9 protein-coding genes and 1 pseudogene are annotated in these 15,745 nt (G+C 38.8%); 1 reads left to right on the top strand and 9 read right to left on the bottom strand.

Annotated elements, in window-relative coordinates; translation table 11 throughout:
• Positions 1–69: 69 nt before the first annotated feature.
• Positions 70–354, bottom strand: coding sequence for a PepSY domain-containing protein (locus AAAT26_RS06405; protein WP_316066599.1), 285 nt, complete (start codon positions 352–354; stop codon positions 70–72).
• Between the two features lie 377 nt (positions 355–731).
• Here AAAT26_RS06405 and AAAT26_RS06410 point away from each other — a divergent pair, with 377 nt between their 5' ends.
• Positions 732–1,919 (top strand): multidrug effflux MFS transporter, encoded by a 1,188-nt coding sequence (locus tag AAAT26_RS06410; protein WP_287533220.1) that lies wholly within the window; start codon positions 732–734, stop codon positions 1,917–1,919.
• 714 nt (positions 1,920–2,633) lie between these two features.
• On the opposite strand, the gene AAAT26_RS06415 is transcribed toward AAAT26_RS06410, so the two are convergent.
• From AAAT26_RS06415 to AAAT26_RS06450, 8 genes and pseudogenes are all read right to left on the bottom strand, one after another.
• On the bottom strand, positions 2,634–6,890 hold the full coding sequence (locus AAAT26_RS06415; protein WP_349209002.1) for an acyl-CoA dehydratase activase-related protein: 4,257 nt from the start codon (positions 6,888–6,890) through the stop codon (positions 2,634–2,636).
• A 514-nt stretch (positions 6,891–7,404) separates the two neighbouring features.
• A complete protein-coding gene (locus AAAT26_RS06420; protein ID WP_008714880.1) occupies positions 7,405–8,238 on the bottom strand; it encodes a MetQ/NlpA family ABC transporter substrate-binding protein in 834 nt (277 codons plus the stop codon).
• A gap of 371 nt (positions 8,239–8,609) precedes the next feature.
• Entirely contained in the window at positions 8,610–9,923 is a 1,314-nt protein-coding gene (locus tag AAAT26_RS06425) for a DUF389 domain-containing protein (protein ID WP_316066588.1), read from the bottom strand.
• Positions 9,924–9,932: 9 nt separating this feature from the next.
• Positions 9,933–10,970 (bottom strand): nicotinate-nucleotide--dimethylbenzimidazole phosphoribosyltransferase, encoded by a 1,038-nt coding sequence (locus AAAT26_RS06430; protein ID WP_349209003.1) that lies wholly within the window; start codon positions 10,968–10,970, stop codon positions 9,933–9,935.
• Positions 10,971–11,255: 285 nt separating this feature from the next.
• Complete coding sequence (locus AAAT26_RS06435; RefSeq protein ID WP_316066585.1) at positions 11,256–12,575, bottom strand: dicarboxylate/amino acid:cation symporter; 1,320 nt, start codon at positions 12,573–12,575, stop codon at positions 11,256–11,258.
• 197 nt (positions 12,576–12,772) lie between these two features.
• Complete coding sequence (locus AAAT26_RS06440; RefSeq protein ID WP_316066584.1) at positions 12,773–13,639, bottom strand: hypothetical protein; 867 nt, start codon at positions 13,637–13,639, stop codon at positions 12,773–12,775.
• Between the two features lie 41 nt (positions 13,640–13,680).
• On the bottom strand, positions 13,681–14,511 hold the full coding sequence (locus tag AAAT26_RS06445) for a hypothetical protein (protein ID WP_349209004.1): 831 nt from the start codon (positions 14,509–14,511) through the stop codon (positions 13,681–13,683).
• A 24-nt stretch (positions 14,512–14,535) separates the two neighbouring features.
• Positions 14,536–15,724 (bottom strand): annotated as a pseudogene (locus AAAT26_RS06450) (iron-containing alcohol dehydrogenase).
• Positions 15,725–15,745 lie beyond the last annotated feature (21 nt).

Here is a 15,745-nt window from a genome sequence, read left to right on the forward strand (position 1 = left end):
GAACAGCTCGTAATGAGCTGTTCTTTTTATTTGTATTAAGATACTATATTTTATTCTTACTAAATATAATTAGAAATACTTGCGTTCAACTTCCCATTTTGTGAAGTTGCCACTAGCTGCATCGATTTCAAAGTCATATTCGTAACCATTGTATCGAATTTCACCTTCGTATTCCAATCTACCATGATCATAGTCATGACCAAATTCAGTTACATTAGCTTGTGTTGCTCCTGGTACGCGTGCCAATGCACGATTTAACGTCTCTTGCTCACCAATGCCTTGAGCAGACGCAAATGTTGTCAATCCAACAGCAGCTACAGTAGCCAATACCAAGGCTTTCATAAACTTTTTCATAATAACCTCCTATATACGATAAATTATATTGATTTTTTTAGATTTACTCTGTATATTTATTTAAATCTATAAATCGAAATACATCAAACTCAAACTTTTGATATACAACCACCTCTCAAACACTATACACTACGTTATTATTTATATACTCACAAAAATATTTTATATATAAATACAAAAATTTAACCTAAGTAAAATAGTATATAAAGGCTAGAGGTATATACAGACCAAAATAGAAAAAGCTTTTACATATAAATCTATAGAATAATCCATACAATTATGTTACAATACATTTTATTATAAGATAAAATTTAATGCAGTCTGCGAAGTGCGATTCGCAGACTTTTATTTTTCTCACTTTAATATAGGAGGGTTTTATGACTCAAGAAAGCTCTGCTAAAGTCTCTTTCATCTTAGTAGTATTCCTCGGTCTGTTGACGGCGATTACACCCTTGGCAACAGATCTTTATTTACCGGCATTACCAATTATGCCTGGGGAGCTGAATACAACAGCTTCTAATATTCAAATGACCATAGGTGTTATGACCTTTGGTGTCGCCTTAGGACAACTATTTGGTGGCCCCATTAGTGATACAATGGGGCGTAAACTCCCCCTTATCGTTGGTAATTTGCTGTGTGTCATCTCTGGTATCATCTGTGCCTACGCACCTAGTATTGAAATACTGTTACTAGGTCGATTTTTACAAGGCTTAACAGGATCTATTGGCGTTGTTATCGCGAAGGCTATCGCTCGAGATTTTGCATCTGGTCAGGAATTAACCAAACTCTTTGCATTACTTATGATGGTTAATGGCCTTGCGCCAGTACTTGCACCATTAGTAGGTGGCCAATTACTACTCTTTACTACATGGCGCGTTATTTTTATTATCCTCGCTGTATTCTCAGCCATTCTATTAGTAGGTTCTCTTCTCTTCCGTGAAAGTTTACCCAAAGAAAAACGTATTGCAGGTGGTATCACTACATCTGTAAAAAATTATCTTACGCTGATGAAAGATAAACCATTCCTTGGGCAAACACTAATCCAATTCTTTGCTTTTGGTGGATTCTTTGCGTATATCTCAGGTTCATCCTTTGTATACCAAAACATCTTCCAACTATCTGCACAAGAATTTAGCTATCTCTTTGGTATCAATAGCTGTGGTATTATCTTAGCTAGTGCCATAAGCGCTAGATTAAGTAATGTAATCACAGTTCGACAATTACTAACATTTGCCCTCTGGCAACTAACAATCGGCTCCTTGCTATTCTTAATAGCTATGCTTTTCGAATGGCCACTTATTCCTGTAACGACCATTCTATTCTTTACCGTATGTACAGTATCCCTATTTGGCTCTGCCTCTTTCTCTATGGCAATGGCTAAATACGGTAAAATGGCTGGAAGTGCCTCTGCAGTACTTGGCTTTGCTAGCATGTTCTCTGCAGGAATCGTATCTCCATTAGTTGGTATTGGTGGGGAATATACGGGGATTCCCATGGGGATTACAATGCTAGTATGTGCAGTGCTTTCCTTATTGTGCCTATATGGTTTGGTAGAAAAAGAATAATCTCTTTTATACATTTGTATGAGCCCCACAATGGGGCCCGACTACAACAGAATAATATTAGTATATAAATAAGATCCCCCTTTCCTTGCTCAGTACTTCGTAAAATCGCTTCGTAAAGGGGAATCTTATTTATATTAATACTACCTGTGAAGGCGTCCCATTGTGGGACTTTACAAGCATATTTCAAAATAGATTAATTCTTTAACTCTACAAACACCTAGGCATAATAACGAAAACCACCTACACAACTGATTGTAGGAGAAAGGAGATGTGCCATAGGCACATCTCCACATTTCTCCCCCCTCCTCTATCCAGTTATATTTTCAATGGGACATCTTCATAGCGAGCGTTTATAGAAAAGAACACAGCCCTCTCTCCTCTTTTTCCGTTAGATGTATTGCGAATTTTTTGTGAATAATGAGATAAAAAAACGATGGAGCTATTAGATATACAGTAGATTGAATCATTTACATTTTATAATGGGACATCTTCATAATTAGCGTATATAGAAAAGAATACAGCCCTCTCTGCAGCGATTTTACGGAACGTAGTGACGTACTGAGCCAAGAGAGGGCTGTATTTTTTCTATACTAGTAATATGCAGTTGTATTCGGGCCCCATTATAAAATGTAAGAGACCTTATCACTTATTTACAGTAGCTCCATCGAGTTACACAACTATTAGTTTAGCAAAAATTCGCAATACACTAACTACTTACTCGAACATTGTCGATAGTAGTAGTTTCAATCGGTTTGCTTGATTAACCGCACTGGATCCTGGATCGTAGTCGATAGCCGCAATTCGCACGTCTGGGTAGGCAGCGGATAGTGTTTTCACCATACCTTTACCTGTTACGTGGTTCGGCAAACAACCAAATGGTTGTAAGCATACAATTTGTTTAGCTCCTTTTTCGATGAGGTCGATCATATCGCCTGTGAGGAACCAGCCTTCACCACATTGGTTACCAAGTCCGATGAATTGAGCTGCTTCTTTTGCTACTTCTGTCATACGTTGTAGCGGGTCAAAGTGTTTTGACGCTGCTACGGCTTTTGCATATGGCAAGCGGTAGAGCTCAAGGGCTTCACGAGCCAATGTACCAAAGAAGCCAGATAGCCATGTACCATCAAGGTGCTTAGCACGGTATGTGCTATCCATTGCACAATACAAGAAGAAATCTAGCAAGCCAGATGTAACGACTTCGCCGCCTTCCTTTTCGATAAGCTCATTAATATGATTGTTAGCACTTGGATGGAATTTAACGTAAATTTCCCCTACGACACCAACACGAGGTTTTTGTACATCTTTATTAATTGGCAAGTTATCAAAATCATGGATGATTTCTTTGATGTACTTATTATATTGTCGAAGACTGGCAGATGTAATATTATCACGTAATTTTTTAATCCAATAATCACATAATGCATCGGTAGAACCAGGATTTGTCTCGTATGGCCGTGTGGCAAGAACACATTGCATGAGCGCATCACCGTATACAACAGCTTGAATCATGCGATGTAAGAAACCTTTTGTCAACTTAAAGCCTGGTTGGCGTTCCATATCACTCGCATTAAGAGATAGAATAGGTACTTGTTTCATACCAGCATCAATCAATGCTTTACGTAAGTAACCGATGTAGTTTGTAGCACGACAACCACCACCAGTTTGAGAGATGATAACAGCCGTCTTATCTACATCATATTTACCGGATAATAGTGCGGACATGAGCTGCCCTACAACGATAATCGCTGGGTAACATGCATCATTATTAATGTATTTTAAACCCACTTCGATATCGTCACGCGTAGGCGCTGGCAACATTTCAAAGTCATATCCTTCATTTTTGAGAACTGGCTCTAAGAGGCTAAAATGCAATGGTGACATTTGTGGTACCAAGATTTTATAAGTCTTACGCATTTCTTCTGTAAAGACAACGCGATTGTAATCGTAAGTTGGTAATTTCTCTACCACTACCTCTTCCGGCGCCTCAGGATTATGATGACGACGCAAACTACGTTCCATTACAGATTGCAAGGATCGCAAACGGATTGTCACGGCTCCAAGGTTTGTACCTTCATCGATTTTGAGCAAGGTATGGATTTTGTGGTTTGCTGAAAGTATATCTTTTACCTGATCTGCTACGATAGAATCCAATCCACAACCAAAGGAGTTAAGCTCTACAATTTGGAATCCTTCAGTTCTACTTACAAATTCAGCGGCACGATATAGGCGACTATGGTAGGACCATTGGTCTACAACGCGTAAATGCTTGATTTCATTGCCTAATGGGGCAACGCCATCTTCTGTAAGAACAGCCATACCAAGAGATGTAATAAGTTCAGGAATACCGTGGTTAATACCGGAGTCTAAATGATATGGACGGCCAGCCAATACGATTGTCGGAATTTGTTCTGCCACGAGGCGAGACACAGTTTTCTTTGTCGTTTCACGGTAAGACGCTTTGCAGTTTTCCTGCTCTTCCCAAGCGAGGTCTACAGCCTTAGCAATATCCTTCTTCTTTACGCCTAAGAAATCCAATGCTTTCACAAGGGCCGGAACAAGGGCTTTTTTATCAGCTAGCGGCAAGAATGGTACGTGGAACGGAGTATCGCCCAAAACCTCTTGCATATTATTTTTGATAAGTTCTGGATAGGAAATAACCATTGGACAATGGTAATTATTGTCGCGGCTAAATTCCTTAGGGCCATGTTGAATACAAGGGTACCAAATAAAGTCTACCTGTGCATTCGCTAAGTCGCGAATGTGACCATGAACAGCTTTTGCTGGATAGCAAGCCGTATCGGATGGAATCGTATCGATAGCCTTATTGTATTGATCCTTAGTCGTATAATCTGAAAGGATTACTTCATAACCCAAGCTATTGAAGAATGTAAACCAGAATGGGAAGTCCTCATACATGTTGAGAACGCGAGGAATACCTACACGCATTTTACCTTCAAACTCTGGAATGTTTTTCTTCAAGTAGTAATCAAAGTAACGACGTAATTTTACATCTACCAAGTTAGGAACTGGTTTACGTTTCTCTTGGATCATATCGCCAGCACCGCGATCACAACGGTTACCCGTTACGTACGTACGACCATCGGAGAAGGCATTAATAGTAAGCATGCAGTTATTTGGGCAAAGGCCACAATTGCGCATTGTCGTAGATACTTGTAAAGAATTAAGGCCTTCACTATCTAGCAATGTACTTTCACCCTTTTGCAACTCTTCCGCCGTTTCCGCGGCAAGAAGAGCCATACCGTATGCACCCATCAAACCAGATACATCAGGGCGAATCACCTCTACGCCCATCAATTTCTCAAAGGCACGCAAAACAGATTCGTTATAGAACGTACCACCTTGTACAACGATATGATCGCCTAATTCTTTAGGGTCTTTCACCTTGAGAACCTTATAAAGGGCATTTTTAATTACAGAATAAGCAAGACCTGCCGCGATATCTTGTACCGTAGCACCTTCTTTTTGAGCCTGCTTAACCTTAGAGTTCATAAATACGGTGCAACGAGAGCCTAAGTCGATTGGCATAGGTGCCAATAACCCTTCTTTTGCGAATTGATCGATTGGAATTCGTAGACCAGATGCAAATGTATCAATGAAAGAGCCGCAACCAGATGAGCAAGCTTCGTTCAACACGATATCTTCGATATACCCATCACGAACCTTACAGCATTTCATATCTTGACCGCCAATATCCAAAATAAAGGATACATCAGGACAGAAGAATCGAGCCGCACGATAATGAGCCATCGTTTCTACTTCGCCTATATCGATGCCGAGGGCGCGTTTAAGAAAGGCCTCACCGTAGCCGGTTACGCCAGAGTGTGCAATATAGGCGCCTTTTGGCAATAATTCATATATTTTCTCGATGATTTCACGAGATTTTTCTAACGGTTTACCATGGTTAGGACCATAGTGAGAGAAGATAATTTCCTTATTACTATTAATGAGTACTACCTTTAGCGTAGTAGAACCAGCATCAATCCCAAGATAACAAGAACCTTGAGCATCCTCAATATTCGCTTTTGGCGTTACCGCCTTAGCGTGACGAGCACGAAATTCTTCTAATTCTTGTTCATTCTTAAATAGCGGATCGACACGGTCTGTAGCTTCCATAGGAATACCGATAAGTGCACCGATTTCCTTTGTCAATTGACCGACAGTGATCTCACGGCACTCATCTTTCATCAATGCCGCCCCTAAAGCAATGAACAACTCACCATTCTCAGGGATAATGCGATGCGCTTCATCCAACTCTAAAGTATCGCAGAAGCATTGGCGCAACTCGGATAAGAATGTCAATGGACCGCCAAGGAATGCTACATTACCTTCGATTTTATGTCCGCATGCAAGGCCAGCAATCGTTTGGTTTACAATTGCTTGGAATACGGATTTTGCAATATTTTCATGAGATGCGCCTTGATTTAACAAAGCTTGTACATCTGTTTTAGCAAATACGCCACAACGTGCCGCAATTGGATAAATCGTATCAGCATTCATGGCTAATTGATTAAGACCAGATGCATCTGTCTGCAATAAGGTCGCCATTTGGTCGATAAAAGCACCCGTACCACCAGCACAGGAACCATTCATACGGTGTTCCGCAGTTTGACCTAAATACGTAACCTTCGCATCTTCACCACCAAGTTCGATGATAACGTCTGTTTCTGGATAGAGGGCTTTTACAGCTCGCGTTTCAGCAATCACCTCTTGTACGAATGGGATGCGCACCTTTTCGGCCATAGCCATCCCACCAGAACCAGTAATACATACATGAACAAGAGCGTCTTCATGACCAACTTGAGCCTCTTGTAGCAAGGTATATACTGTGTCCAATATGTTTGCATAATGGCGTATGTACTTTTTATACAAATAATTATCGTGTTCGTCCAATAATACAACTTTAACCGTTGTAGACCCCACGTCAATCCCCATGCGTAGCATGTGCTGCATAAATACCTCTCTTTTTAACGACCGTATGACCACCTAAGTGACCATACTTATTTTTGTGAAAGTCTCACATGTAATATGTACAACATATATACTGTACTAAGCATCTAAAATAAAAATTAAATTAGATAAGGATATAATACTTTCACCAAAATATCTAAATTTTTAAATATCCTATCTTTATTATACAACAACAGCAGTTAAAATCTAAGTTATTTCTATATCTAAAATGTTATAGAAAATATGTTAAGATTTAAATTACAAAGTCATATATATAATAGGATGTAAAAAATATTATACCATTTTACAATGAAAAATAACGTAACTTTTGCAACATAACAGGACAAATCAAATATATTAACTGCATTAGACAATATGCAATAGATAAAAACTAACCCCCAAAATGGATTCCAATTTGGGGGTTAGTTCATAAGATAGTATATCTTATTCGTATCTATAAAGTTATGTCATGAGAGAGTATTGTATTAAATACATATATGTTATTAACGATCATTGATTAAAACGCTGGAATAATAGCCCCTTTGTAATGATCTTCGATGAACTTCTTAACTTCTGGAGATTGTAATGCTTTAGCTAATTTTTGAATAGCTGGTTTATTTTCATCACCAGGGTTTACGGAAAGAAGATTTGCATATGGAGAATCCGCTTTTTCTACGAATAAGCCATCTTTTGTAGGATTAAGACCTGCTGGCAATGCATAGTTAGCATTGATTACAGCTGCATCTAAGTCTTGAATGGAACGAGGAATTTGAGCTGCTTCCAACTCTGTAATTTGAATGTTTTTAGGGTTGCTAGTCACATCAAACGGTGTGTTAGTCAAACCAGTTGGGTCTTTCAATGTGACAAGACCTGCACTTTGCAACAAGAGAAGTGCACGAGCACTGTTTGTCGGGTCAGATGGAATCGCTACTTTTGCGCCATTAGGCAAATCTTTCAAATCTTTAATTTTTTGAGAGTAAATAGCTAATGGTTCGATGTGAACTGGTGCAAAGCTTACGAAGTTTGTACCATGATCTTTATTGAAGTTATTTTGGTAAGGCACGTTAGCAAAGAAGTTTGCATCTACTTCATGGCTAGATAATGCCATGTTTGGTTGAATGTAGTCTGTAAATTCAATGATTTGAAGATCTACACCTTCCTTAGCCAATAAAGGTTTAATTTGATTTAAGATCTCAGCATGAGGTACGGGGTTTGCTGCCACTTTTAACACCTCTGCTTTAGAACTACCAGCACTGCTGGAACTTGCGTCATTTGTGGAAGAACCACAACCACTAATCAATAAGGACGCGCCTAGTACGGCCGTCGCTGCTAATGCTAACCATTTTTTCATGTAATCCTCCTATCTACGATGAACACCTACATCTATTGACGAGGACTCATGCGTATACAACACACGTAGATATGTTAATAAATCTATATATTCTTACACTGTATCTACATTTAATTATTTAATAATTTCGATGTGGTTAGTATAGCAATTTAAATCCTACTCGTATAATAGTTTTTATATATCCATGGATATAACTTTAAACTATAGCAAGATAAGAGTAATTACATTTAGCTATGCCAAGTACATAAAAACGGTACTAAGATGATTCCCCGTACTACTAGGTAATATACCTAATAGGTACAATCAAACTTAGTACCGTTATAAATATCGCTCTATATAATAAACAATCTAATCAAAATCAAAAGATTCAATTATAAAGTTGACGTTGTTTGCTCCACAGAAATAGTTACAGGTGCTGATAATTTAGCCTCTAACCAAGCTTTTATTCGTTCCGAATCTGCATCAGATACAGTGGACGCGGTATGGATAATCACCATATAGCGATTCGCTTTAGGCTGTTCTAAATTATCTATCAAAGGCATGCCTTCCACTCTGCTTACAAACGGGAATAACGCCTTTGCTTCAGCTTCTGTCGTTTTCATAGTGTTTATAGTTTCACTTACTAGTTGATAAGTCGGCTGGTACAGATTACTCAAGTTTGTATATTTTTCATGATCCTCCGAGGCTTTATTCAAGCTCGTCTTATCCACAGCAGATTTTTTCTCATCTACACTATTAACAAATCGCACTGCATAAGACTGCAAATACTCGTCTTTCTGTAATTTATCATCCAACTGGGATCGTTCCTCTGAAGTCACAGGAGCTCCTACAACTACTATATCTACTAGCTTATTCACTCGGTCCAATGAATAATCAATCACTAGTCGACGCCCATCTTGATTAATATTGGTCTTAATAAACTGCTCTATATGATTTGACTCAGAATACTTGATGGTCATATCATAGCCTGCATAAATGCTTGGTATAGCCATAATAAGACCAATCACAAGAAATATTAGCTGATTACGACGATTAATCTCTTCTGCTTGCTTATGGGATGGCAAACTATATACACCTTTTAAAACAATAAAAGATGCAAAGAAGATGAAAAATGCATTTATAAAGAATAGATACCCAGCCCCAAAGAAATAATGCCAATTTCCATTAGCCAGTCCATATCCTGCCGTACACAGTGGTGGCATAAGTGCAGTCGCAATCGCTACCCCTGGTATGACATTATCTAAGGTCTTACGCGTTTGACCAATAATCCCAGCTAACCCACCAAATATAGCAATGAATACATCAAAAATATTCGGTTCTGTACGCGCTAATAGTTCAGATGTAACTGTCTGAACGGGGGAAATATAAAAATATAAAGCAGATGCCAAAACAGCAATCATAATCTGTAAGGACAATCTTAAAATAGCACTTTTCACAACTGTAAAATTAAGCGTAGCGAAGCCAAAGCCAGTTGCTAGAATCGGTCCCATCAACGGCGATATAAGCATAGCACCAATAATAACGGCTGTACTATTCATATTCAACCCAATAGAGGCAATAAACATGGAGAGGATCAGGATAACCAAAGCAGGTCCCTTAATCTTAGCCCCACCTATCAACCTTTTAGCAATGGTTGCATCATCGGCTCGCTCAAAATGTATATCAAAGTATTTATTTATTTCCATTCTTCTTCCTTATAATTTCATCAGCTCTGCAAAGGTGCCCACATTTACAAACATATGCTGCGTTGTTTTTAGCATTTGAACCATCAAGATGGCCCCCGTGCCTTCTCCCATCGACATTTGTGCTTGAATAGGAACCATGTCTTGAGTGATCCCCACCTCAGCCAAAGCGATTTCCGTACCTTTTTCTTTAGAATAATGCGATGGCAATGCATAGTCCTTAATACGAGCGTTTATGTGCGTTGCACAAGCAGCTGCCACAGATGTTATAAAGCCGTCAATAACAAAAGGCTTTTCAAAATCTACACAAGCTAGCATCGCCCCAAGAATAGCGGCAATATCAAAGCCCCCAACATGAGCTACGATTTTACGAACTCGGTCAGGCTCATGTTCAGAAGCCATATTGTTCTTATGATGCTCTAAAACAGACCGAACAAAATCAATTTTACGCTTCATCAGCTCTGGTTTGTCTGGCCAGGAACCAGGGCCCACGGTTTCCGTTGGCTTAGCTCCAGTTAATGCAGACAAAACACAAGCAGAGGTTGTTGTATTACCCAAGCCCATTTCACCAAAGGAGAACAGATTGATTCCTTGTTCTACATAATGTTGAATCCGTTCATATCCAGCTTGAAAGGCGCTATTAAATTCATCCTCAGCCATGGTAGGATGGTTCAAAATATTCTTTGTACCCTTCGCTACTTTGCGATTCACACCGATGCCATCATCTGAGGCAATGCCTACATCCACGACCTCATAAGGAATATTATTAAAGTTGCAAAATTGTGTGGCTGACGAGCGACCGAGTAACATATTACGGGATTGCTTTTGTGTCACCTCATAGTTATAGCCCACATAGCCTTCTATATTGCAACCATTATCGGCAGAAAATATGATATGCTGTGGTCGAATTTCACCATTAATCTCGCCCCATGCCGTACAAATCTTACGGAAATATATTTCCCATAAACCAAGACCACCTGGGATAAGGCATTTTGGTTGGAGAAATTTATTTAATTGTTTCTCTATCGGTAATACTGACTTATCTTTCATTTTATTCTCTAATCCGCACCTAATATGCCAACTAGCCTTCTATTAATTCGATATTATTCTATCTGAAAGTATAACATAAAATGCATATCTAGTAATGTGACTATTATTAGTTTTTAGAAGTATAATTTAGTTTTGAAATATAGTATTCTAACGGCATTATTTCTAATCGAAATTATCATTACACAATTACAACTACTCTAGTAGATAAAAAAGGTTATCCCCTTACAGGATAACCTTTTTTATCTATATAATGATGTATTTCTTACGCTTCTTTTCCCTCTAGAATTAAGCACCTTGGAATTGAGGCATATCGTCGCCACTAGAGTCGTCCAATTTACCTTGAAGGTCATGGTCAACCATGGCACATACAGATGCATCAGACCATACGTTTTCAGCGGTTTCAATCATATCGATAATCGTATAGATTGGCAAGATGATACCAAGCAAACCAATTGGTGCACCGATGGAACTCATCAAGGATAAGGTTAAGAAATAACAACCCATTGGAACGCCCGCATTACCAATCGCAGCGAGAACAGCAATAAATAACCAGGCCACCATTGTGCCCATAGTCAATTCCATTCCCGCATTTTGCATTACGAATAAAGATGTGACAAGAATGAAAGCTGCGCAACCATTCATATTAATAGTTGTACAAATTGGCAATACGAAACGAGCTACTGCAGGATGAGCTTTCAAATTATCCTCAGCAGATGCTAATGTAACAGGCAATGTTGCAGCAGAAGATTTAGTAAACAACGCAACGGCTACGGCTGGGGACATTTTGCGGAATACATCCACAGGGTTCAAACCGCGGAATAACAAGAACAATGGAATTACGATAAAGAATTGGATCAAGTTACCACCGATAACAACAGCCGTATATTTACCTAAAGCACCAACAATTACGCCCGCTTCGATTTGCGCAGATAATTGACCTGCAAAGGCGAGGATACCGATTGGCAATACATAAAGTAATGCTTTAATCAATGTAAATAGTAATTCTTGTAAACCAAATAAGACTTTCAACACCGCTTCACGATTTTCAGTGCGTGGCATGAACGCAAAGGCTAAACCAACGGAAGCAGAAATAAACATTACAGACAATACATTGGCTTGTAAGTATGGTTGCAAGATATTGTTTGGAATAACAGATAAGAAATGATCGTAATACGTAACATTGCCAAGTTTTTCAGGCACTTGAGCCGCACCGGCACCGATTACATCAATTGGCAAATTACCTGGTGCAATCCACAGGAATAAGCCAAGTCCTACAGCTGCTGCACAAATCGTGGTTAGCAAAGTATACACTACGGCATGACCAAAGATACGACCTGTATCCTTTTTAGCACCTAGCATGGATAATGTAGTAATTACTGCTAAGGATACGGTTGGAATTGCGATAAATTGAAACAAACGGGTAAAGATCGCTGCAATAAAATTAAAGAGCTCATTTAAAGCCGGAATATGTTGCCATCCTAAGATAGCGCCTATGATGAGAGCTCCCATCCATAAAATGAACTGACGCAATTTTCCTTGTCCACGACTTTTCAAGGTAATCTCTTGCGCTAGGGCATCGACATTTTTGTTGTTTTGATCTGCCATGATAACACCTCTCTACAAACTAAACTATATGAGACTATAAAAAGAAACCCCAGCCCTAGGGCTGGGACAGTGAATATCCGAGTCTCTCTTTAATTCACATTATAGAGATATGATTTAAAATTGTCAATTCCAATATTTGAACACATTATAATATATTCAAGTATTATTTCAATTTTTTATAGACATTCTAATAAAAACTAATGATACATATCTATATCTACAGTAATCATTCGCGTTCGCTCTGGATTAAACATAAAGTAAATGACTCTAGGCTGATCATGATCAAAGTTATGGTAAACAACATATACTATATATTTCTCAGCTGATATCCGAGTACTATAATAATAATCTTCCTTAGGATCATCACCGATACTCTGTGTACCATCAATTACCCAGGGAAATAATTTCCAGTTTTGTCGTTGAACGGTAATAATCTCATAATATTCATTCACGTCACTAACTAATAAATTTCTATCCTTTGGATATGTAAATGAATTAAGTGCTTTAAAGGTACTATCATTTTTCCTGCCATTTACAAACGAATACCAAGCATGAGATTTAACAGTTTCCTCATACTGTGAAATAGTAGCTTCATCACCATCTAATACCAAGCAACTATAACTCCCACCCAATCCAATTACCTCAGCAGAAGAAACCACTTTCAAGCTCTCTGGTAAAGACTTAGGTGTTTGTAATGGAGCCGGAATATACCCCGCTTTAGATGAGGGCCATGTAGAGTGCCACTGTTTTGTATCATAATGAGATACCCCTATAGCAGAAAATGCTAAATTAACAGCTAATGTGGGAAGCATACACAGAAAAAAGATTACATAAAAATATGTTAAAAATCTTTTTCGTATAGCTTTCTCACTATCAATTACTCCACATTTTTCAAACAATAACACAATCGTAGCTACTAACAAAATCAGATAGTATAACCCAGAATATGATATCTCATCCGAAAACAAAAATGTTAGTACCCAAATAATTATAAAGAACCATATACTTTTTCTATATGGAGGCTCAGTAAACAAATTCTTTAAATACATTAAACACTGTCGCATATACACTCTCTACAATCGAATTTGTAAAAGTCTTAAGTATTTTAATTCGACTGATAAAACACAGCTCGAGTCCCATCATCATTGATTAACAGTTCTACAAAATGAGGCCTTTTTATATCACCATTATCTACAAATACATATAGTCTATGATTACGAACGGAGCTAGTACTTTGATTAACCACCGTTTTTGTTTCTTTTCTAGGTGCAAAGCGCAACCATTCAACAAAATCTCGCTTAGGTAGATTTATTGGCTCTTCATTTATACTTTCAATAATATTATATTCACTCGGATGAGATATTGACGTTTTTCGTTCTCCCGTATTTAAATCACGTAAAACACCATGCTTATCGATTTGTACTTGATAAGTAGCTTGTGCCTTTGCAATTTTCTCATACTGTGCAATAACTGCAGGGTCCCCTTCTAAAACGGTATATTTCGTAGGATATGCACCCGCCCAAGCTAAGTCATCACCAGATGCTGAGGCTCTAATAATCCCTTCTGGAAGTACACTAGGACGCTTTAATCCTTCTGGTAATTCATCACTATCAGGCCAACCACGTTTCCAATCCATCGTACTAAACTCAAAACCATCAGTTTGATCACGAGTCGTTTGAGTATCATACTTAAGCCAATCAGCTACAAGCCAAGATATACTAAGGGTTATGACAATAAATAAACCGCAAGCTAGTCGGCTATGGGCTTTTTCAGATATGGTTCGTTTCTTAAAGCGACCATATTGCAGTAACACACTCAATACTATGGCTATACCAAAAACCATGTATGTAATAGGTGCTATGTTAAATAGCGCTACCACAACTGCAAACAACACACATAGCATAACCGTTAATAGGCCATAAAATCCTTGAAACAAAACTCTCTCCTTTTATGACAACACTTAAAACATCTTTTTATACAACACTTCTATATCTTCACGGCTAATTTCAGCCATTGTATTAGCAATATTCCCTGTAGCTACGACGTATACGTTATCGACGAGCCAAGGGATGTCTTTTTTCGTAAAACCTAGTTCTGTAAGGTTTGTGGTAAGGTCTAACTCATGTACGATTAAACGCAGTGCTTCACTTAGTTCGGAGCCATCTCCATGGTTGAATATACGAGCTAAGGCACCAAACTTATCAGGGTTTGCACTCCATGTATATTCCACTGCAACAGGTTCAATAACGGCAAGGCCTACACCGTGGGTAATATCCTTAAGCCCACTAGCAGGATGTTCCATGCCATGAGCAAGTGTTACACCGGCGGTATTAATAACCATGCCTCCAATTGTGCTAGCCAATGTAACGGACTCCCAAGCTTTTGTAAGTTGAGTTTCGTTGAGAACAGCTGATTTGCCTTCAGCCATTGCTTTCACATGTTTATATAGAGGCACAAGATATTGTGCTAACAAAGTTACAGCATAATGAGCTAATGCATCGGTAAAAGGTTGTGCCGTTTTAGAAGTATACGCCTCGATATTATGACAGAGTGCATCAAAGCCCACAGATGCCAATACATGGGGCGGCATTGTGCCCATCACTGCGGGATCTACGATGGATACTTTTGGTACGATGGCATTACATCGCAAGGATTTCTTGTCTCCTGTTTCGGGATTAGTAAGTACACCAAATCCATTACCTTCGGAGCCGGTACCACAGGGAGCCGGTACCACAGGTTGTAGGAATTACAATAAGAGGCAACGCCTTATCACTGGTTTTACAATTAAAGATATAATCGTTAATGTCACCTTCGTTAACGGACATAAATGCAATGCCTTTTGCACAGTCCATGATAGAGCCGCCACCGATGGCAATAACCATATCACAGCTTTCAGATTTAGCTAAAGTAGCGCCGTCCAATGCAGTCGTCGTTAAGGGATTGGCATCCACTTGATCAAACAACACATGTTCAATATGTGCCGCATCAAGTTTTGCTGTCACACGGTCATATAGTCCAGATTTTTTGGCACTTGTCCGCCCTGTTACGATTAGCGCTTTATTGCCATAAGGCTTAGCAAAATCAGCAACACTATCGACTTTATCCCAACCAAATTGGATATGTACTGGTAAAAAATAAGAGAACTCCATGTGAACGACCTCTTTTCTATA

Source organism: Veillonella parvula (assembly GCF_040094895.1).
Lineage (GTDB): Bacteria > Bacillota > Negativicutes > Veillonellales > Veillonellaceae > Veillonella > Veillonella parvula_L.